A 19,542-nucleotide genomic window follows, 5' to 3' on the forward strand; every position below is an offset into this window, starting at 1 on the left:
CCGCAGCCGCTCAGGAACAGAGCACAGGGATACAGAAATCTGGCGATCGTTTGGTGAAGGATCACCGTAAAGGCCCGCATTTGCGGGCCTTTTTCTTTTCAACACCTTTTCTGTTCAACCCCCCTCAGGCACTGTCACAGAGATTGCTGATCCACAATGTCTGGTAGGGCTGCAACTGCAGGATCACATCCTGTTCCGGCAAGGCATCGCCAGTCACCAGGTCGAACCACTGGTCCGTCACAATCAGGTTAATGTCAGACAACTGCAGTGGCTGTATCTCGTCGGTAATGTTGCTGATGCAGAATATGCTCTGGCGCCGGTCCGCAGACTGCCGCCAGAACCCGAAGATCCCGTCACCCAGATGCAGGGTGAACTGGGTGGCGTTGGGGTGAAACGCCCGCTGCCGTCCGCGAATCGACAACAATCTCTTCAGCTCGCTGAATACCTGGTGGTGGGACGTCGCACTATCCCCCAGCACCTCTTCCAGCAGCGGGTAGCTCCACTGATGTCGATTGATGGAGCGATTCTGGCCGGTATGTTCCATGCGCTCATAGTCGTTGTGCGTGCCCAGCATGCTGTGTACATAGATGCCGGGTATACCCTCCAGCGCCAGCATGATGGCGTGGGCACAGATAAAGCGTCGCAGGCCATGGTGATCCGGGCCCTTCACCGTTCCCTGCAGCGCATCAAACAGCGAGATATTCATCTCGTAGGGTTTGGTGACGCCATTATCCAGCGCCCGCCAGGAGATGCGGCCACCGAAGTTCTGCATGGTCTCCGCCAGTAGCTGCGTCTCCTCATCGGAGAGCAGTCCCTCCACCGGACGCAAGCCAATCCCGTCGTGAGAGGCAATAAAATTGAAATAGGTGGTGCCGTGCTGTGCCGGCGGCATACTCATCATCCACAACTTCAGGTGATGACAACTGCCTGTGATGAGGGTGTTTACCAGCAGTGGCGGCAGGGAAAAGTTGTAAACACAGTGCGCCTCATTGGCATTACCAAAGTAGGAGAGGTTTTCCCGGTTGGGGATATTGGTTTCGGTAATGATCACCGCGTTCTGGTCGGCGTGCTCAATCAGCAGACGTAACAGGCGCACCACCATGTGGGTCTCTTCCAGGTTGATGCAGGGCGTGCCCGGTGTTTTCCACAAAAACGCTACCGCATCTAGGCGGAAGATCTGCACCCCCATATCCATATACTGGCGCACGATGGAGACGAACTGCTTCAGCACTTCGGTATTGGTAAAATCGAAATCCACCTGGTCGTGACTGAAGGTACACCAGACATACTCCGTACCTTTCGCCGTCTCCACCTCTTTCAGCAGGGGGCTGGTACGTGGCCGCACCACTTGTGACAGATCCAGTTCCGGTGAAGCGGTATAGAAGTAGTCGTGACCCGGGCCTTCGCTTTTGATGAAATTCTGGAACCAGAGGCTGCGGCTGGAGCAGTGGTTGATCACCAGGTCTCCCATCAGCCGGTACTTCTGCGAGATGTCATAGACGTGGCTCCAGTCGCCCAGCGACTCATTGACACTGGAGAAGTCGATTACCGCAAATCCGTCGTCCGAGCTGTAGGGAAAGAACGGCAGGATATGCACCCCCTTGATCAGCCCTTCGCAGTGCTCATCAAGAAAGTGCTTCAGTACCCGCAGCGGCTTTTCCTCAACCCCCTCCCCCGGCAAAAATGTATCGCCGTAGGTGATGAGGATGGCGTCTTCCTGAGTCCAGGGGTTGTGGTGCCGTGGCGGCTCCGGCGTCTCCGGATCCAGCCGCATCACCTGCAGCAGCTCGCCGGCCAGCCGGGTGTAGTCCGGCTGCACGTCCAGCCCGCCGTAGATGGATTGCAGCAGATGCTCAACCCGTGCGGTTAATGAATTTTCGACTTCAATTGTGTGCGTCATACACCCCGGTACTCCAGATAGTCCTCTTCGACGGCGGTTTGCAGTTTATCCAGCACATCCGGCATGGCGCTGATTACCCGGTTCCAGCTGGGAATAAACGGTGTTTCCATAGGCCGCTCCAGGAACGCCTGGCCGGCCTTCATAATATTCATCGCAAACATCTCCACCGCCTTCTCTTCCTGGTGGATATCCAGCGACAGTCCGTTCATCACCGCATCGTTGTGGTAGGTCTCGATAAAATCCAGCGCAATGCGGAAATAGGTGGCCTTCAGCGAGCGGAAGGTTTCGGTATTGAAGGTAATCCCCTGGGTTGCCAGTTTGCGGAACAGGGCCTTGGAGATATCAATGGACATCTTGGAAAGGCCGCCGTCGTCATTGTCCGATGACAACTCCTGGTGTTTGTGATCATAGGTGTGAGCGATGTCCACCTGGCACAGGCGGTTATTGGCGTAGTTGCGATGCATCTCCGACAACACTCCAATCTCCAGTCCCCAGTCACTGGGAATACGGATATCGTTGAGTACATCCTTGCGGAAGGAGAACTCACCGGCGAGGGAGTAACGGAAGCTGTCCATGTACTGCAGGTAATCGAGTTCACCGAACACTTTCTTCAGCGCCCGCAACAGCGGCGTCACCAGCAGGCGACAGACACGGCCGTTAATCTTCCCATCGGCGACCCGGGCATAGAAGCCCTTGCAGAATTCATAGTTGAAACGCGGGTTGGCCACCGGATAGATCAGCCGCGCCAGCAGCTCACGGTTGTAGGTGACGATGTCGCAATCGTGCAACGCCACCGACTCGGAGCGGCCGGAGGCCAGGGTATAGCCCATGCAATACCAGACATTGCGCCCCTTGCCCAACTCCTTGGGGGCCAGGTTAAGCGCTTTCAGCTCGGCATCCAGTGCCTGCAGGCGCGGGCCATCATTCCACAGGATGCGGTGGTGCTGAGGCAGTTCACTGAAAAAATCCAGTGCGTATTTGTACTGGTCGAGGTCGGCGCGATCCAGGCCGATGACAATTTCGGACAGGTAATCTGCACCTTGCAGGTGTTTCACAATATTGCTCAGCGCAGGCCCTTCCAGCTCGGAAAACAGCGACGGCAAAATCAGTGACATGGGACGCTGGCGACTGAACGCGCGCAGCTCGTTCTCCATATCCTCAAGCGGGCGATTGGAAAGATTGTGGAGGGTGGTAACTATGCCGTTCTGGTAAAAATCAGCCATAGCGGTGTTCCTTTTTTATGTGTTGTTCTGGTCGCGGACAGGTAACGGAGGCGCAGGCACCTCGTTGCGCAGGGTGCTGAACCAATGGCCAACACCCTCCACCCAGCCAACCGGACCACAGTCACGGGTAAAATAAGCGCCTTCCTGACGCCGCAACTCTGGCGGCGCCTTGACCGGCGAACGAATAACGACGGCAAAGTCAGCCGCCTCCAACATAGCCACGTCGTTGCCGCTGTCGCCCAACGCCATGGTTATAAACTGTTTGTCCGGCTCCCTCTGTGCGCACTGTTGCGCCAGCCACTTGAGAGCCTGCCCCTTATCGGCATCGCCACACACGTGCACAAAACGGCCGCCAGCGAGTACCGTCGCGCCCTGCTGCCGCAACCAGTCGCTGACCTGTGCCAGTTTTTCTTCCGAATCACGCCACAGCAGCGGTTCGCCAAACTCCCGCTGACAGGCCTGCCCGGCCTCCGCCAATGACAGGCCCGTGGCCGCCGCCACTTCGGCAGTGCTCATGGCTGCAAAATGGGTGAAATCGGCGTCTGAATGCTGTTTGAGACGCTCCACCAGCGCCAGCCAATGGCTGCGGGGCTCGCAGAAACTGCGCAGCCAGTAATCACCGGCGTCGGTGGCATCGGCGGGACAGGTGGGGAAAGAGGATTTGGGCAGGTAGACAGCGGCTCCGTTCTCCACGATAAAGGGGGACGCGTTGCCGAGCTTTTCCCGCAGCACTGTCACTTCGGCACGGGTTTTACTGGTGCACAGGGCCACGTCCACCCCGGCTTGCGCCAGCACTGCCAGCAGAGGCTCTGCCGCGGCAAAACTGTAGTTGTGGTGATCCAGTAGGCTGCCATCCAGGTCGGATACAATCAGCCACTGTCGGGTTGCGGCAGTGATAGGCAACTCCTTAAATTCATTCTGTAGGCATTTACTTTACGCACTCAGGTGCGCTGCGACGCTTTGGATACAAGGTTCCTGCGCTCTTGCGGATATGAGGTAGCAATATGCGTGCCCCCAATGCACCATTGCAGTGAAACAGCCGCCAAACCCCGAATTCAGCACCGGTTTCGCACCACAACAGAGCAAATCAGCCACCGGACGCCCCTGCGAAACGCACCAAAAAAGAACAGACCATGAGCACCACTTCTACCAATATCCCGCTGCATCAGCTTCTTAATGAGGTACAACAGTGCCGGCTCTGCGCCGATCACCTGCCCCTGGGACCACGCCCCGTGGTACAGATCCGCGACGGCGCCCGCCTGTTAATCATAGGTCAGGCACCCGGTACCCGCGTGCACGCCAGTGGCATTCCCTGGAATGATCCTTCCGGCGATCGCCTGCGACGCTGGCTGGGAATTGAGCGGGAGACCTTCTATGACGATCCCCGTATCGCCATCATGCCCATGGGGTTCTGCTACCCGGGCAAGGGGCGCTCCGGCGACCTGCCGCCGCGGCCGGAGTGTGCGCCGCAGTGGCATCAGGCGCTGCTGCAGCACATGCCAGAGCTGGAGCTCACGCTCTGCATCGGCCAATACGCCCAGAACTACTATCTGCGGGATCATGAGGCCGGTCGCTTTGCATCCCTGACCGAACGGGTGCGGCAGTGGCAGCAGTTTGCGCCAGACTACTTGCCACTTCCCCACCCGTCGCCACGCAATATTCGCTGGTTTAACAACAATCCGTGGTTTGAAGACGAGCTGGTGCCCTGGTTGCAGCAGCGGGTGTCGACCTTGTTGCAGGATTGAGGCAACACGGCGTCACCAGCTCTGCGGGCGCCGTGTAATTGCCGTACAATGGCGGCTTTTCGTAGCCTGAGCCCTGTTTTAGCAATACTTGTTTTAGCAGTAGCAGCTCAGCACTAACCGTTCAGCAAGCAGGGGCGCTATGAGCTTTAACAGACAACTGATCTTCGGCGGCGCCCGCTCCGGCAAAAGCCGCCTGGCGGAGCAGCTGACTGCGGCCTGCGGATCACAGGTCACCTATATCGCCACCGCCGACAGCCGCTTCCACGACGACGAAATGCGGGCCCGCGTCGCCCATCACCGTCAGCAGCGCCCCTCCCACTGGTCAACGCAAGAGGAACCCCTGCAGCTGGCCAGCGCCCTGCGAAAGGCCAGTGAGCACAGCGATGCCATCATGATCGACTGCCTGACCCTGTGGCTGACCAACTGCCTGTTGGCGGAAGAAAACGAACCGGGGATCTGGCAGCAACAGAAGCAGGCTTTCCTGGCACAGCTGGGGGAGACCCGGGTGCCCACGTTTATTGTCAGCAACGAGGTGGGCATGGGTATTGTGCCCCTCGGTGAGCTCAACCGGCGCTTTGTAGACGAAGCCGGCTGGCTCAACCAGGCGGTCGCGGCTGCCTGTGAGCGGGTGATTTTTACCGCCGCCGGCCTGCCACTGGTGCTCAAGGGCGCGCCGCTCCAGTCATATTCAACGTAATCCAATTTCGAATGGGCTTCCACTGCAAGCCCGTCTTTAACAAGGAACATCTATGAGCTGGTATCACGACCCCGCCGCCGAACTCAGCACCGAGCACCTGCAACTGGCGCAGAGCCGCCAGCAGCAGCTCACCAAGCCCCCGGGCTCGCTGGGACAGCTGGAGCAGCTGGCCATTACCCTGGCCGCCATGCAGAAAGCAGAGCAGCCCGGCTGCGAGCGGGTAGTGGTGACCATCTTTGCCGGCGACCACGGTGTTGCCGCCGAAGGCGTTTCCGCCTTCCCCCAATCGGTAACCGAACAGATGGTGGCCAACTTTGCCGGCGGTGGCGCCGCCATTGCTGTACTGGCCAAGGCCCTTGGCGCCACCCTGGAAGTGGTTAATGCCGGCACGGTAAACCCGCTGCCGGAACTGCCCGGTGTGCTGGACTGCCGCATTGGTTCCGGTACCGCCAACTTTGCCAGCAAAGCCGCCATGACCACCGAGCAATTGCAGCAGGCGCTGCAGCTGGGCCGCGACGCCATAGAGCGGGCGCAACAGCAGCAGGCGCAACTGTGGATCGGCGGCGAGATGGGTATTGCCAATACCACCTCCGCCACCGCCCTCGCCTGCGCCCTGCTGCGACGCCACGCCGCTGAGCTGGTGGGCCCCGGCACCGGCCTCGATAACGCCGGCCAGATTCACAAGTCGGCGGTGATTCATAAGGCGCTGGACCTTTACCACGCCGAAGCCCAGTCGCCGATCAAGAACCTGCAGTACCTGGGTGGCTTTGAGATCGCCGCCCTCACCGGTGCCTACATCGCAGCGGCCCAGGCTGGCATCCCGGCGCTGGTGGATGGCTTTATCTGCAGTGTGGCCGCCCTCTACGCCCAGCGCCTCAATCCCTCCGTTCGCCCCTGGTTACTCTACGCCCACCAGTCAGCGGAACCCGGCCATCAGGCGGTACTGGCCGCCAGTGATGCCCGCCCGCTGTTGGACCTGGGTATGCGCCTGGGCGAAGGCAGCGGTGCGGCCAGTGCTGTGCCCCTGCTGCGTCTGGCCTGCAGTCTGCACAACGGCATGGCCACCTTTGCCGAAGCCCAGGTGGATGACGGCCAGTGAGTATGGATAAGTGACTGTGATTTCGTGACTGTGGATTTGTGATTATGGATATCAGCCTCACCACCCTCGACCTGATGCGCCACGGCCAGTGCGACGACGACGCCCACCTGCGCGGCATGACCGACAGCACCGTCAGCGAGAGCGGCTGGCAGCAGATGCTCACCTCGGTCAACAACTGGCCGCAACGGGATAGCTGGCAGCAAGTGCTCACCTCGCCGCTGCAGCGCTGCTCGGTGTTTGCGGAGAAGTTCGCGCACCAGCGGCAGCTGCCCTGCGCCGCCATTCCACCGCTGGCCGAGATGCACTTTGGCGACTGGGACGGGCTCAGCCTGCAGCAGCTGCTGGAGCAGCACGGCGACGCCTATGAGCAGTTCTGGCAGGCACCGGACCAGCACAACCCGCCCAACGGCGAACCGCTGCGCGATTTTCATCGCCGTACCCGGATGGCGCTGGACTATATACTCAATGCCTACCGCGGCCAGCACTGCCTGCTGCTGACCCACGCCGGCGTCATCCGCTCGCTGCTGGGCCACTGCCTGCAGACACCGCTCACCCACCTCAACCGGGTACAGATTGGCTACGGCGGCATATGCCAGATACAGGTATTCCACCACCCCGAGCAACAGGACTGGCTGCAGGTGACACAATTGCATCCGGCACCACCGGTAAGCGAGTAACCCGCCCATGATCCGCAACCCTTCCGATCTCTGGCGTGGCTGGATCTGCGCCTGCCAGTTCCTTACCCGGCTGCCGGCACCTCGTCTGCAGAACTTCCAGGCCAGTGACCAGGGGCACGCCCTGCCGCTGTTTCCCTGGGTGGGGCTGTTGATCGGGATGATATTGAGCGCGACTGGCTGGCTGCTGCAGCCCTGGTTGTCCGCACCGGCCGTTGCCGCCCTGCTGGTAGCGCTCTGGGCCCTGGTCACCGGCGGCCTGCACCTGGACGGTCTGGGGGACAGTGCCGATGGCTGGCTGGCCGGCGGCAATCGGGAGCGCACGCTGGAGATCATGAAAGACCCCCGCTGTGGCAGCGCGGCGGTGATCGCCATTGTCTGTGTGCTGCTGTTGCAGTTCGCCCTGCTGCAAACCGTGGTGGTGACAGAAAAGTGGTGGGTGCTGATGGTGGCACCGCTGTTGGGGCGCGCTGGCGCTTTGACGCTGTTGCTGACCACACCTTATGTCAGCCCCAAAGGCATCGGCGAGGATTTTTTGCTCCACAGCTCCCGCACACAGTTGCGTACCAGTGTGGCACTGGGCTGGTTACTGGTTCTGCTTCTGCTGCCGCTGACGGCGGCACTGCTGGCTGCAGTGGTGTGGCTGTTACTGTTACTGGCGTTGCGCCATGTGATGATGCAGCGCCTGCAAGGTACCAGCGGTGATACCTGCGGGGCGCTGATTGCGGTGCTGGAAACCGCGCTGCTGGTCAGCGCGGCAAGCTGATGGCTGCAACCATCCACGGCTCATGAGCCGCGCAACCTATGAGCCGCTGAGCATGGCCCGAATCAGGGGCAGTTTGTAGCGCCACTGCAGCAACAACACCGCCGCCACATGCACCACCACCGCCAGCATGACGGCATCCGCCGACCAGCTGTGCAGGTTCTGCACCCAGTCTTCACCCCAAAACATATCCAGCTCCTGCATCCAGCCGGACACAGCCGTCACCGTCATGGCCAGCAACAGAAAGCAGACCATCAGCCCCGCCAGGCCGGTGTGACGCACCTGGTGTTGATGTGACTGATGCTCTTCGGTGAAGTGAGCCAGGGAGTGGCGCAGTCGTGCTGGCGTAGGGAAAAAGTCCCGGAAACGGCCGTTCTCCGCCCCCGTGAAACCACGCACCAGGCGCAGGCAAAGGATGGCGAACAACCCGTAACCCACCCACTCGTGGGGCTCCTCACCCGCCTCCAGCCACCAGTAGTTGGCCAGGAACAGTGCCGCCATCAGCCAGTGCCCCAAACGGATAAAAACGTCCCAGTGGCTGTAACCAGCGCCTGCGGTCATCATCAGTCGACTTTCTTCTTCACGATGGCGCCGGTTTTGGTGTCGAAGTAGACCTCAACCTTTACGAATTCGGTTTTGGCGTCGTTCAGGCCCCAGCCGTAGATCTCGTAACAGTTACCGGAAGTGGTGAATTTCTTGATGGCAAAGCCGTATTCGTTAACGATCTTTTTCTGCATTTCCAGCACATGCAGCTGCTCGTTTTGCGGGTGCTTCTCGCAATCGGCACCGGCAAAGGCGTTAACGCTGACCAGTGCAGTGGCGGCGAGCAGGGAGAGGTGTTTCAGCATGGGTAACTACTCCGTGTGTCCTGTTTTTTGAAAAGGGAAAGAACGCCACAGATTGTAATCACCAATGCGAATCAGTATCAATCGCAGTTTTGTAACGAAGTGTTGTTTCTGCCGCCGTCAGTTATCCACGCCGCTGAAGTGCCCCTGTAGCCACTCCACAATGCGCAGCGGGTCGGAGGCAAAATACCAGTGCACGAAGGAAGCCAGGGTATTGTGCAATCGGTAGATGGGCTCACCCTCACGGCCATCCTGGAAGCTGGCGTTGGCCACCCCCGGAAGGTCACTAAGGGCGGCATAGTGAAAGGTGTGACCCCGCAAGGTGGTGCCATCCAGTCCCTGATAACCCAACCGCGCCAGGCGCTTGCCCACCACCGCCTCTCCCGGCAGCAGTCCCAGCATGGTGCCTGTTTGCTCCCCGGCGGCGAGGCTGGTCTGCAGGTACAGCATACCCCCGCACTCCGCCAGGCAAGGTTTGCCGGAGACGATATGGGCCCGCACCGACTCCGCCGACCTGCGATTGTCACTCAGGGCTTGCAGGTGCAGCTCCGGATAGCCGCCGGGCAGGTAGAGGCTATCGCACTCCGGGACCGGCTCATCCGCCAGCGGCGAGAAGAAACAGACCTCGGCACCGGCACGACGCAGCAGGTCGACGTTGGCGGGGTAGAGAAAGCTGAAAGCGGCATCGCGGGCGATGGCAATGCGACGCCCCTGCAACGGCCGGGTTTCACTTAACGGACACTGCAGGGCGCTGGCATCCACCTGCAACGGCTGCCACGGCAGTTTGTCCAGGCAGGGTTGCAACTTCGCCGCCATGGCGCGGGTAGTGTCGATACAGATCTGACGGGCGTCGGTATGAATGCCCAGGTGGCGCTCCGGTACCACCAGCGCCTCGTCACGTTCCACCCAGCCGAGGTAGCGCAGCGGTGGGCGCACGCTCTCCTCCAGCATGGCGCCGTGGTTGGCACTACCGACACGGTTGGCCAGCACCGCCGCCACATTTACCTGTGGGTCGTAATTCGCCAACCCCTGCATCAGGGCACCAAAGGTCTGCGCCATACCGGAGGCGTCCGCCGCCACCACCACCGGAATGCCAAACTCCCGTGCCAGTGAGGCCACGGAAAAGCGACCGTCGAACAGCCCCATGACACCTTCGATCAGCACATGGTCGGCACTGGCAGCGGCACGCCCCAGCTCGGCGGCGATCTCTTCCGGCTTCAGCATCCAGTAATCCAGCTGGCGCACATCGAGGCCGGTGGCCTGACGAATAAACATGGGATCGAGGTAATCCGGTCCCATCTTGAACACCACCACTTTTTTGCCCTGGTCCAGCAGGGCCTGTGCCAGCCCTGCAGTAATCAGGGTTTTGCCGTGGCCACTGCCGGGGGCGCTGATAATGAGTGCGCTGGCGGTCATAGTCTCTCCGGTGTTGTTCAGGTAATGAATTGTGTTGAGTTGTCGGGTTGCTCCGGTAAGGACCATCAGCTCAGGCAAATTCCGGCAGCACCTGCTGCCACTTGTGCCAATCGATGGCGTTGTCGACACTGTCTGCAAGACGCTGCACTTCCCGCTCCCGCAGGGCCTGATAATCAAAACCCTGCGGCTGCTCAAGACCGGCCCAGCGCAGCAGTGCGGCCAGTGCCGCCGGTTCATCAAACAGGCCGTGCAGATAGGTGCCCATCACTTGCCCGTCATCGCTGATCGCGCCGTCAGCCTGCCGGCTGTCGCCGCTGTGCAGGTGCTCTTCGTTGTTCAGGTGCTCTTCTTTGTCCAGGTACATGGCCGGGCTGGCCAGTGCCGGGCCGCTGCTGATACCAGCGTGAATTTCATAGCCGCTTACCGGTGTCACGCCGTCACCCAGCACACCGGTGCGGTTCACCAGCTGCTTCTCGGCAAAGAGACGCGTGGTGAAATCCAGCAGGCCCAGTGCGGCGACAGTTTCCGCTGGCCCTTCAATGGCATCCGGATCCTGCAACTCACGCCCCAGCATCTGGTAGCCACCGCAAATGCCCAGCAACTTGCCACCGTAGCGCAGGTGACGGGCGATGGCAGCGGGCCAGCCCTGCTGCTGCAGGAAGCGCCAGTCGCCAATCACACTCTTACTGCCCGGCAGGATAATCAGGTCTGCCGCAGGAATGGGCTGGTCCGGCCCCACAAAGGTGAACTCCACCTGCGGGTGCAGGCGCAGGGCATCGAAATCGGTATGGTTACTGATGCGCGGTGTTGCCGGCACCACCACCCGCAAGACCGGCAGCTGGTTGTCTTCGGCCCTGGTACTGGCGGTAATGGCGTCCTCGGCTTCGAGGTGAAATCCCTGCAGGTAAGGCAGCACCCCCAGCACCGGTTTGCCGGTACGCTCCTCCAGCCAGTCGAGGCCGGATTGCAGCAGGGCGATATCACCGCGGAAGCGGTTGATAACAAACCCCACCACCCGCTTCTGTTCCGATGGCGACAGCAACTCCAGCGTGCCTACCAGGTGGGCAAACACGCCGCCCTTGTCGATATCGGCAATCAGGATCACCGGGCAATCCACCGCCTCGGCAAAACCCATGTTGGCAATGTCCCGATCGCGCAGGTTAATCTCGGCGGGACTGCCCGCCCCTTCCACCATCACACAGTCGTACTGAGCGCACAGGCGTTGATGGGAGGTGAGCACAGCGTCCATCGCCAACCGCTTGTAGTCGTGGTAGATACCCGCTTCCATATTGCCGATGGCTTTGCCGTGCACAATCACCTGGGCGCCGGTATCGGTATTGGGCTTCAGCAAAACCGGATTCATATCCGTGTGCGGTTCCAGTCCCGCGGCAAACGCCTGCACCGCCTGGGCTCGACCGATCTCGCCACCATCCACTGTGACCGCACTGTTTAAGGCCATGTTCTGCGGTTTAAAAGGCACCACCCGCTGACCGCGTTGGGCAAAGATGCGGCACAGGGCCGTGACCAGTGTGCTCTTGCCGGCGTCGGACGTGGTGCCCTGCACCATCAGGGTATGAGCGCCTTGCACCATCAAGGTATGAGCGCCCTGCACCCTCAGGGTTTTGGCATCATTCACGACCACTCTCCTGACTACCGTTCTTGTCAGCGCCCTGCTGCTGCCGCTGCTGCGCATCCCGCCACTGCTGCTGTGCCCGCTCGGCTTTTTCCGGTTGCCAGCTGTCCACCATCACATAGTCATCCAGCTTGCCACGCTCGGCCCAGCCCTCCAGTTCCAGCATGGGCTTGTCGTAAAAGGCATCCACATGACCGATGCAGAGAATGGCAATGGCCCGGGCGCCCTCCGGCAACTGCAACAACTCACTGACGGCGGCTGGCTCGTAGATGGAGACCCAGCCCACCCCTATGCCTTCGGCACGGGCTGCCAGCCACAGGTTTTGTACGGCACAAGAGGCGGAGGCTAGGTCCATCTCCGGCATGGTGCGGCGGCCAAACACATGCCGCTCGCGCTCGTTCATCAACGTCACCACACACACCTCGGCGCAATCGAGTACGCCCTGCACCTTGAGCTGCATAAACTCATCGGAGCGCTGCCCCAGGGCTTCAGCGGTGCGCTGGCGCTCCCGTTCAATCTCGGCGTGCAGTTGCCGGCGCAGATCCGGGTTACGGATGCGGATAAAGCGCCACGGCTGCATCAGGCCCACACTGGGGGCAGCGTGCGCCGCCTGCAGCAGGCGCTGTAACACCGCTTCGTCAACAGGATCGGGACGGAAATGACGCACGTCGCGGCGCTCGCTGATGGCCCGGTAAACGGCATCAATCTGCTCGGGGGAATAGGCGTGTGGGGAGTTCATAGGTTCTTCTCGACAGTCACGTCATTTGTCGGCTGTTGCAGTGGCGTTGGCGGCGGGATAGTAGATCCCGCGGGCAGTCTGCAAATGCTCACACAACTGTGCTGCGCCTTGCAGAACCCTGGGGGTATGGCGCTGGATAATATCCGGCGGAATAAATTTCAGTTGCTCGTTGCGCACCGCCTGCAGGCTGGGCCAGCGACGCCACTCATCCAGCCACTCCGGCCGCGCCTCGCCCATACCGCTGGCCACAATCACTTGCGGATCCAGTCGCAGCACCGACTCCACACTCACCTGCGGCGCCAGCACGTTGGCATCACCAAACACGTTGTTACCGCCGCAGAGGGTAATGACATCGCTGAGCAGGTGCTCGCCATTCAGGGTTTGCAGTGGCTGGTTCCAGACCTGATAAAACACCGACAGCGGCGGCTGTGAGGCATAGTTTGCCCGCAGCTGGTTGAGGGTCTGCAGAAACTGCTGTGACGCGTTCTCCTCCACCCCGGTCAGCTCGGCAATGCGCTGCATGTTGAGCGCAATGTCTTCCAGCGTTCTCGGCTCGGTGAAATAGACCGGGATACCCAGCTGGATAATGGGCTCTACCCGTTGCAGGCCGTTACCGGATTGCCACGCCAGCACCAGGTCCGGTCGCAGGCGCAATATCGCTTCCGCACTGAAATTCTTGTAGGTGCCGACACGGGGCACCTGCTGCGCGGCTTGCGGATAATCGCTGTAGGAGACAGCGCCCACCAGCTTGTCCCCGGCGCCAATGGCAAACACCATCTCCGCCAGGTGCGGAGCCAAAACCACAACTCTCTTTGCCGGTTGCGGCAAGCGCACGGTGCGTTGCATATCGTCCTGCAATACCACTTCGGCGGCGTGCACTCGAACGCCGGGCAACCATAAACCCAGGCTCAGACACAGGCTGGCAAGCATCAGCGCTGGAAACGGCTTCAGTTTTTTCATGATCATACTGCTTCTGCTTTCGTAGCCGACATTTAACGGCAGCAATTGTTTTTGGCTGCCACTTGCAACAGCGCCACATGCTTCTCCAGAACACTCTGCAAGCGCGCCCGGTGCGCCTCGTCGCACAGTCCGATGCGCACACAACTGCGGTTCTCCTGCGGCGCAAAATAACGCAACAACACACCATCTGCCATGCACGCCTCCGCGAACTCCTGCAGGCTGCAGGGGTCGCCAAACAGGCTGACAAACAGCGGTCCCGACTGTAATCCCCCCTGCCAGGATGCTGGCAACAACTGCCGCACAATATCCTCTAACCACTGCAGTGCCGGATCTATGCGCTGGCGCTGCTGCCGCTGCCATTCACTGTCCGCCAGCATTCTTTCCCCCAGCCACAGGGCCGGGTGTGACACCCCCCAGTGAGGCAGGCGGGCCTGCAAGGCGTCACGCAGCGGTGCCGTCGCAATCACAAACCCCAGCCGCAAACCGGCCATGCCAAAAAATTTTCCCACCGATCGCAACACCACCAGGCGGGGGTCATGCTCCATCTGCAGCGCCGGTGACGGATGCTGCAAATCGGCAAAGGCTTCATCCACTACCAGCAAGCCGTCCGGCGCCAGCGCCTCAAGGCACAGTTGCAGCTGGCGGCAGGACCAATGACTGCCGGCGGGGTTGTTAGGGTTGATCGCCACCGCGTGAAGGGCTGCCCCGGTGCGCAGCAGCTGCAGCAACTCCGGAAAATTACGATAGAACACCAGACTGTGGCCCTGCTTCTGCCAGCAGTGACGATGCTCGCCGTAACCCCACAGCGGCACCGCAACGGTTGCCCCGGGAACACAGCCCGGCAGTGTTTCAATCGCCACCTGCGAACCCGCTACCGGCAATAAGCGTTCTGCATCACAGCCATAAAACCCCGCAGCCGCCGTCCGCAACGCGGCGTCGGATTCCGGCAGTCGCTGCCACACGGCAGCGGGAATCTCCGGCACAGGCCAGCTCCAGGGCGCAATACCGGTGGAGAGATCCAGCCACTCGCGCTGTTGCGGATAGCGCTGCTGCGCCTCTGCCAGTTTGCCACCGTGATTCAGCATTGCCCGCTTCTCAAAAAAACAGTTGTACAAAAACCAGGACCGCGACCCAGATCCAGACACTGCGGTCCACCAGAGCCACGGCAGATTGGACATCAGGGAGCGTGGCCGTATCACCACACCCCATGACCGGCCGCGCTTGCCACTGACCGTGATACCAGGCGCCGCCGCCCAGCGCCACCTGCAGGGCCCCGGCACCGGCGCACATCACCACCCCACCATTGGGGCTGGCGCAGGCAGCGGACTGTTGTCGCCAGCAACTTAACGCAGTGCGCCAGTTACCGGCAGCGGCGTAAGTGGCGGCGGTCAAGCGCGCCGGCACCCAGTTGAGCAGGTCATCCATGCGCGCTGCGCATTTGCCGAACCACTCATAGCGGTCGGTGCGATACCCCCACATGGCATCGAGAGTGTTGGCAAACCGGTAGCCCACAGCGCCGGCGGGGCCCAACAGCACAAACCAGAAGATGGGCGCAAAAATGGCATCGCTGCCATTCTCCAGTACCGACTCAATGGTGGCACGGGAGACAGCTGGCTCATCCATCGGTTCGGTATCGCGACTGACGATACGGCTTACCGCCTGTCGCGCAGCGTCCAACCCACCCCAGCGATGAGCATCGGCGACAGCGATAGCGTGCTCACGCAGACTGCGCCAGCCAACACTGAACCAGAGCGAGAGCACCGCCAGTGGCCAGTAGAAGCTGTGCTCCCCGGGCAATTGCCACAACAGCAGCGGTAGCGGCAAAACCAGCAGGCACCAGCCCGCAACGCCTGCCAGCAGGCGCTGTCGTTGCGGCTGTGTGTCGCGATTGAGCCGCTTTTCAACGGCCGCGGCCAGATGGCCAAAACCCACCAGTGGATGCCAGCGACGGGGTTCACCCAACAGCCGGTCCAGCAGCAATCCGAGCATCAACAACACAGCGTTCATTCAGTTAATCAGCCAGGGCTTGCCGGTGTCGGGATGAGTGATGCGATGGAAGCGCACCTGGAATACCTCCTGCAGGATATCCTCCTGCAACACCTCATCGGCGCTGCCACAGGCGCGGATTTCACCACAGCACATCAGCACCAGCTGATCAGCGCACTGGGCGGCAAGATTGAGGTCGTGCATGGCAGTGAGTACTGCACAACCGGCGTCGGCGCGCTGGCGCAGCAACTGCGCCACCATCTGCTGGTGGGCGTAGTCCAGCGCCGAGGTGGGCTCATCCAGCACGATCAGCCGATCACCGGAGTCCACCGGCTGCCACACCTGTACCAGCACTCGCGCCATCTGCACCCGCTGTTTTTCACCGCCGGAGAGATTGGGGTAGAGCTGCTCCCGTAAATACCAGCTGTCGGTGGCGCGCATGGCCTGCTCCACCAACTGCGCATCCACCCCGGTGCCGGTGGCATGAGGTGTACGCCCCAGCATCACCACCTCCAGGGCACTGAAGGGAAAGGTCAGGGACGAATGCTGTGGCAGCACCGCCATGTGCAGCGCCTTGTGCGCGGCACTGTGCTGTGCCAGCGGCTTGCCATTGAAGGTGACACTGCCGGCCGTGGCAGGCTGTTCACCACTGGCCACCTTTAACAGTGACGATTTGCCGGCGCCGTTGGGGCCCAGTACCACAGTCACCCGGGACGGCTGCAACTGCAGGCTGACGCCGCGCAGAATGGGCGTATCCCCCAGGGTCAGTCCGATGTTGTCCAGTTGCATCATGAGGAGATCTCCACCACGCGCCGCTGGCGTCGCAACAGGGAGAGGAAGAACGGCGCCCCCAGCATGGCAGTGACCACACCAATGGGCAGCTCACCCGGTGCCAGCAGGTAGCGGGAGAAAGCATCCGCAAATATCAGCAGCACCGCACCGGCAAGAGCAGAACAGGGAATCAGTCCCCGGTGATCGGGACCGATGATCATGCGCACCAGGTGCGGCGTCATCAGTCCCACAAAAGAGATGGTGCCAGTGAGAGATACCGCCACCGCCACAGTGAAAGCCACCAGGATTATCACCTGGCGCTTCATCACATCCACCTCCACCCCCAGGTGACGGGCCTGGGACTCTCCCAGCAGGAAGGCATTGAGGGCAATTGCGTAGCGCGGGAAAAATGCCAGCGCCGGTACCAGCAGCAGCGCCGCCCACCCCAGTCGCGACCAGGAGACACCACTGAGGGATCCCATCTGCCAGAGGCTGATCAGGCGCAACATGTGGTTGTCGGCAAAGAGCTGCAAGAGGTGATTGATGGCACCGGCCAGAGAGCTGATGGCAATACCCGCCAGCAACATGGTGGCCACCGAGGTGCCGGTGGCCGAAGCCGCCAGCCGGTAGACCAGCCAGGTGGCGGCGGCCGCGCCGGCAAAGGCACCGATCACCAGCAGAGACACGCCGGCCCACTCCGCCACACCAAACAGGCTGCCACCCATGACGATAATCAGACTGGCGCCGGCAGAAGCACCGGCCGAGACACCAATCAGGGAAGGATCGGCCAGCGGGTTGCGAAACAGTCCCTGCATCACCACACCGGCCAAAGCCAGGGTGGCGCCGATCAGGCCCGCCATCAATACCCGCGGCAGGCGAATCTGCTGCACGATCAACATGTCCGATATCACGGCGGCACTGTCGCTGGCCTGAAACGGCAGGATAATCTGGGGGCCCAGCACCATGCCGCCGACCACTGCCAGAGGCAGTATCAGCAACAGTATCAGCAGCAAGCGGGAGCTGGGCAGGCGTCTCATCATGTTTATCCCAGCGCGGACAGAGCGGGCATCCCTGCCGACAGCCCCGCCGCGCAACGTGTGTCAGTTACAGTCAGGCCGGTTACAGTTTATAGGTCAGGCCCACCCTGAAGCCACGCCCCTCTTCGTTGTAACCCACGCGCTGGCGATACTCCTTGTCCAGCACGTTGGAGAGGGTAGCATCCATCATCAGTGCCGGCGTGAACTGATAACGCGCGCGCAGGTCCAGCAAGCCATAACCGGGCAGCTCCGGGAGTGCCGCCGAGGTGGTTGGGCGAGCGCTCCTGGCTTTCACCGAGGCACCCAGGCTAAGGGATTCCAGCGCGTAATCCACATCCAGGTTGAACTGGCGACGGGCGCGGTTGGGCAGCGACTCACCGGTGGATTCATCTTCCGCGTCCACGTAGCTGTAGTTGGCGTCGGCGCTCCAGCGCTCCAGCTGCAGCCCGTAGCTCAGTTCGAAGCCCTCCATAAGGGCGTCATCCACATTGGTGGGCGTCCATTGACCCCAGTAGTTGTTCTGATCTACTGGTGCCCAGGAGACCAGGCCTTCCACTTCATTGCGGAACACGGCTGCGCTGAAGGAGTGGGCACCGCGATCCCATTTCAGGGCCAGCTCGGCGTTTTCGCTCTCCTCCGGCGACAGGTCAGGGTTACCGATACCATAGGGGTCCGCCGGCCAGTAGAGGTCGTTAAAGGTAGGCGCACGGAAAGCGGTGCCCCAGCTCGCGATCACCCGGGTGTAATCGGTCAGCTGATAACCCCAGCTCACCGACTCGGTGGTGTGGGAACCGAAGGCTTCGTTGTCATCGTTGCGCGCCCCCACCTGCAGCTGGTGCATGCCCGGTGACCACTGGGCGGTCACAAAGACCGCCAGGTTGTCACGTTCTTCACCCAGGTAGTCACTGCTGGTATCGATACGGTCTTCGTAATATTCAGTACCACCCACCAGGCTGAACTGCTCACTCAGGTCGGAATTGGCCTGCAGCAGATAGGTTTCCCGTACCGTTTTGAATTTGGCATCGTTGGCAGCCCGCTCCGCCGCGGTGGCGGCATCATCACTGCTGGCCGACCAGTCACGGGCACGGGAAGCCTGTGCCTGCAGGGCAAGCTTATCCATCACTCGCCAGTCAGCCCGCAGGTTGAGCACCGCTACGCGACTGCTCTGGTAGGGCAGGCAAACACCGGAACTGTTGGCGCAGAAGCGCTCATCACTTTCGGTCTCGGCGTCGTCCTGCTGGTAGTTGAGGCGGGTGGAGAAGTCCTCGCTCCAGTCGTGGGAAATGCTGCCGGCAAAATGGGTATTACGGTAGTCATCGTCGTCGTTGTTGCCATTATCGAGCAGCTCGTGACGATCAAAACCCGCCAGTGATTCATAACCAGCGGTGAGGTTCCAGCGGGTGGCACCGACGCTGCCACCACTGCTGAGCTGGGTCTGGCTCCAGTCCTGGCTGCCGATCTGGGTGCGCAATGTCAGCGGCGAGACCTGGCCCTGTTTGGTAATGATATTGATCACACCGGAGATGGCATCGGCACCGTAGAGGCTGGACGCCGGACCGCGCACCAGCTCCACCCGCTCGATATTGTTAACGTCCAGCAACTCGATGGCGGTGTTGCCATTGGTGGCAGAGCTGATACGCACGCCATCCACCAGCACCAGGGTGTGGTCGGTGTTACCACCACGGACGAAAATACCGGTAGTGGTGCCGGGACCGCCGGAAGAGACGGTTTCCACAGAGGTCATGCGGGAGAGCAGCTCACCGACGTTGGTAATCTGCAGGCGGCTGATATCGGCCGCCGTCATCACACTGACCGGCGCCAGTACCTTTGAGGCTGGCGTCTCCATACGGTTGGCGGTGACGATCATGGTTTCGTCGACCGGTTGAGCCGCCAGGGCTGAAGTAGCGGTTGTGAGCGTAGCAATGGCAGCTGCCAGGGTGCTGCGCGAGATATTCTTACGAGTTTTCATGGTGTTCCCCAATCAGTAACCGGCAGGGCCGGAAACAACAGATGTGATTGAGGGAGGACAAGAGCAGGGAGATCGAGAGCGTTTA

General features: G+C 61.1%; 19 protein-coding genes. 5 read left to right on the plus strand and 14 right to left on the minus strand.

The window, feature by feature from the left end:
* Positions 1-124: 124 nt before the first annotated feature.
* Genes GSF27_RS07215 through GSF27_RS07225 form a run of 3 tightly spaced genes read right to left on the minus strand, consistent with a single transcriptional unit; the run spans position 125 to position 4,026 of the window.
* Positions 125-1,900: a sugar phosphorylase gene (locus tag GSF27_RS07215; RefSeq protein WP_160967131.1), complete on the minus strand. Its 1,776-nt coding sequence runs from the start codon at positions 1,898-1,900 to the stop codon at positions 125-127.
* Positions 1,897-3,123, minus strand: coding sequence for a glycosyl transferase (locus GSF27_RS07220; protein ID WP_160967133.1), 1,227 nt, complete (start codon positions 3,121-3,123; stop codon positions 1,897-1,899). Before GSF27_RS07220 ends, GSF27_RS07215 begins: the two co-directional genes overlap by 4 nt.
* A 15-nt stretch (positions 3,124-3,138) precedes the next feature.
* Complete coding sequence (locus GSF27_RS07225; protein WP_202410285.1) at positions 3,139-4,026, minus strand: mannosyl-3-phosphoglycerate phosphatase; 888 nt, start codon at positions 4,024-4,026, stop codon at positions 3,139-3,141.
* Positions 4,027-4,256: 230 nt separating this feature from the next.
* Between GSF27_RS07225 and GSF27_RS07230 the strand changes: the two genes are divergently transcribed.
* The 5 genes from GSF27_RS07230 (at position 4,257) to cobS (ending at position 8,104) form a co-directional block, all read left to right on the plus strand.
* Positions 4,257-4,868, plus strand: a complete 612-nt coding sequence (locus GSF27_RS07230; RefSeq protein ID WP_160967135.1) for a uracil-DNA glycosylase family protein — start codon at positions 4,257-4,259, stop codon at positions 4,866-4,868.
* 139 nt (positions 4,869-5,007) lie between these two features.
* Complete coding sequence (gene cobU, locus GSF27_RS07235; RefSeq protein ID WP_160967137.1) at positions 5,008-5,565, plus strand: bifunctional adenosylcobinamide kinase/adenosylcobinamide-phosphate guanylyltransferase; 558 nt, start codon at positions 5,008-5,010, stop codon at positions 5,563-5,565.
* A 52-nt stretch (positions 5,566-5,617) separates the two neighbouring features.
* The gene (gene cobT / locus GSF27_RS07240; protein WP_160967139.1) at positions 5,618-6,664 is read left to right on the plus strand and encodes a nicotinate-nucleotide--dimethylbenzimidazole phosphoribosyltransferase; all 1,047 of its coding nucleotides are present in this window, start codon (positions 5,618-5,620) and stop codon (positions 6,662-6,664) included.
* A gap of 44 nt (positions 6,665-6,708) precedes the next feature.
* Positions 6,709-7,341: a histidine phosphatase family protein gene (locus GSF27_RS07245; protein ID WP_160967141.1), complete on the plus strand. Its 633-nt coding sequence runs from the start codon at positions 6,709-6,711 to the stop codon at positions 7,339-7,341.
* A 7-nt stretch (positions 7,342-7,348) separates the two neighbouring features.
* Positions 7,349-8,104 carry an adenosylcobinamide-GDP ribazoletransferase gene (gene cobS, locus GSF27_RS07250; protein ID WP_160967143.1) on the plus strand — a complete coding sequence of 252 codons (756 nt, stop codon included), beginning with the start codon at positions 7,349-7,351 and terminating at the stop codon, positions 8,102-8,104.
* A 36-nt stretch (positions 8,105-8,140) separates the two neighbouring features.
* Here cobS and GSF27_RS07255 read toward each other — a convergent pair whose 3' ends face one another.
* The 11 genes from GSF27_RS07255 to GSF27_RS07305 all read right to left on the minus strand — a co-directional run bounded on the left by GSF27_RS07255 (position 8,141) and on the right by GSF27_RS07305 (position 19,457).
* The gene (locus GSF27_RS07255) at positions 8,141-8,665 is read right to left on the minus strand and encodes a cytochrome b/b6 domain-containing protein (RefSeq protein WP_160967146.1); all 525 of its coding nucleotides are present in this window, start codon (positions 8,663-8,665) and stop codon (positions 8,141-8,143) included.
* Complete coding sequence (locus tag GSF27_RS07260; RefSeq protein ID WP_160967148.1) at positions 8,665-8,949, minus strand: PepSY domain-containing protein; 285 nt, start codon at positions 8,947-8,949, stop codon at positions 8,665-8,667. The genes GSF27_RS07255 and GSF27_RS07260 overlap by 1 nt, the downstream gene beginning before the upstream one ends.
* Before the next feature lie 117 nt (positions 8,950-9,066).
* On the minus strand, positions 9,067-10,362 hold the full coding sequence (locus GSF27_RS07265; RefSeq protein ID WP_160967150.1) for a cobyrinate a,c-diamide synthase: 1,296 nt from the start codon (positions 10,360-10,362) through the stop codon (positions 9,067-9,069).
* 70 nt (positions 10,363-10,432) lie between these two features.
* Positions 10,433-11,929 carry a cobyric acid synthase gene (locus GSF27_RS07270; RefSeq protein WP_202410347.1) on the minus strand — a complete coding sequence of 499 codons (1,497 nt, stop codon included), beginning with the start codon at positions 11,927-11,929 and terminating at the stop codon, positions 10,433-10,435.
* Positions 11,930-11,990: 61 nt separating this feature from the next.
* Positions 11,991-12,734 carry a 5,6-dimethylbenzimidazole synthase gene (gene bluB / locus GSF27_RS07275; RefSeq protein ID WP_160967152.1) on the minus strand — a complete coding sequence of 248 codons (744 nt, stop codon included), beginning with the start codon at positions 12,732-12,734 and terminating at the stop codon, positions 11,991-11,993.
* Positions 12,735-12,755: 21 nt separating this feature from the next.
* Positions 12,756-13,694, minus strand: coding sequence for a cobalamin-binding protein (locus GSF27_RS07280; protein ID WP_202410286.1), 939 nt, complete (start codon positions 13,692-13,694; stop codon positions 12,756-12,758).
* Positions 13,695-13,726: 32 nt separating this feature from the next.
* Positions 13,727-14,779: an aminotransferase class I/II-fold pyridoxal phosphate-dependent enzyme gene (locus GSF27_RS07285; protein WP_160967154.1), complete on the minus strand. Its 1,053-nt coding sequence runs from the start codon at positions 14,777-14,779 to the stop codon at positions 13,727-13,729.
* A 10-nt stretch (positions 14,780-14,789) separates the two neighbouring features.
* The gene (cbiB, locus tag GSF27_RS07290; protein ID WP_160967156.1) at positions 14,790-15,701 is read right to left on the minus strand and encodes an adenosylcobinamide-phosphate synthase CbiB; all 912 of its coding nucleotides are present in this window, start codon (positions 15,699-15,701) and stop codon (positions 14,790-14,792) included.
* A complete protein-coding gene (locus GSF27_RS07295) occupies positions 15,702-16,472 on the minus strand; it encodes a heme ABC transporter ATP-binding protein (protein WP_160967158.1) in 771 nt (256 codons plus the stop codon).
* Entirely contained in the window at positions 16,469-17,491 is a 1,023-nt protein-coding gene (locus GSF27_RS07300; RefSeq protein WP_370462576.1) for a FecCD family ABC transporter permease, read from the minus strand. Before GSF27_RS07300 ends, GSF27_RS07295 begins: the two co-directional genes overlap by 4 nt.
* A 79-nt stretch (positions 17,492-17,570) precedes the next feature.
* A complete protein-coding gene (locus GSF27_RS07305) occupies positions 17,571-19,457 on the minus strand; it encodes a TonB-dependent receptor domain-containing protein (protein ID WP_160967160.1) in 1,887 nt (628 codons plus the stop codon).
* Between the last annotated feature and the right edge of the window lie 85 nt (positions 19,458-19,542).

The organism is Pseudomaricurvus sp. HS19 (assembly GCF_009857815.1).
In the GTDB taxonomy this organism is placed as follows: Bacteria; Pseudomonadota; Gammaproteobacteria; order Pseudomonadales; family Cellvibrionaceae; genus Pseudomaricurvus.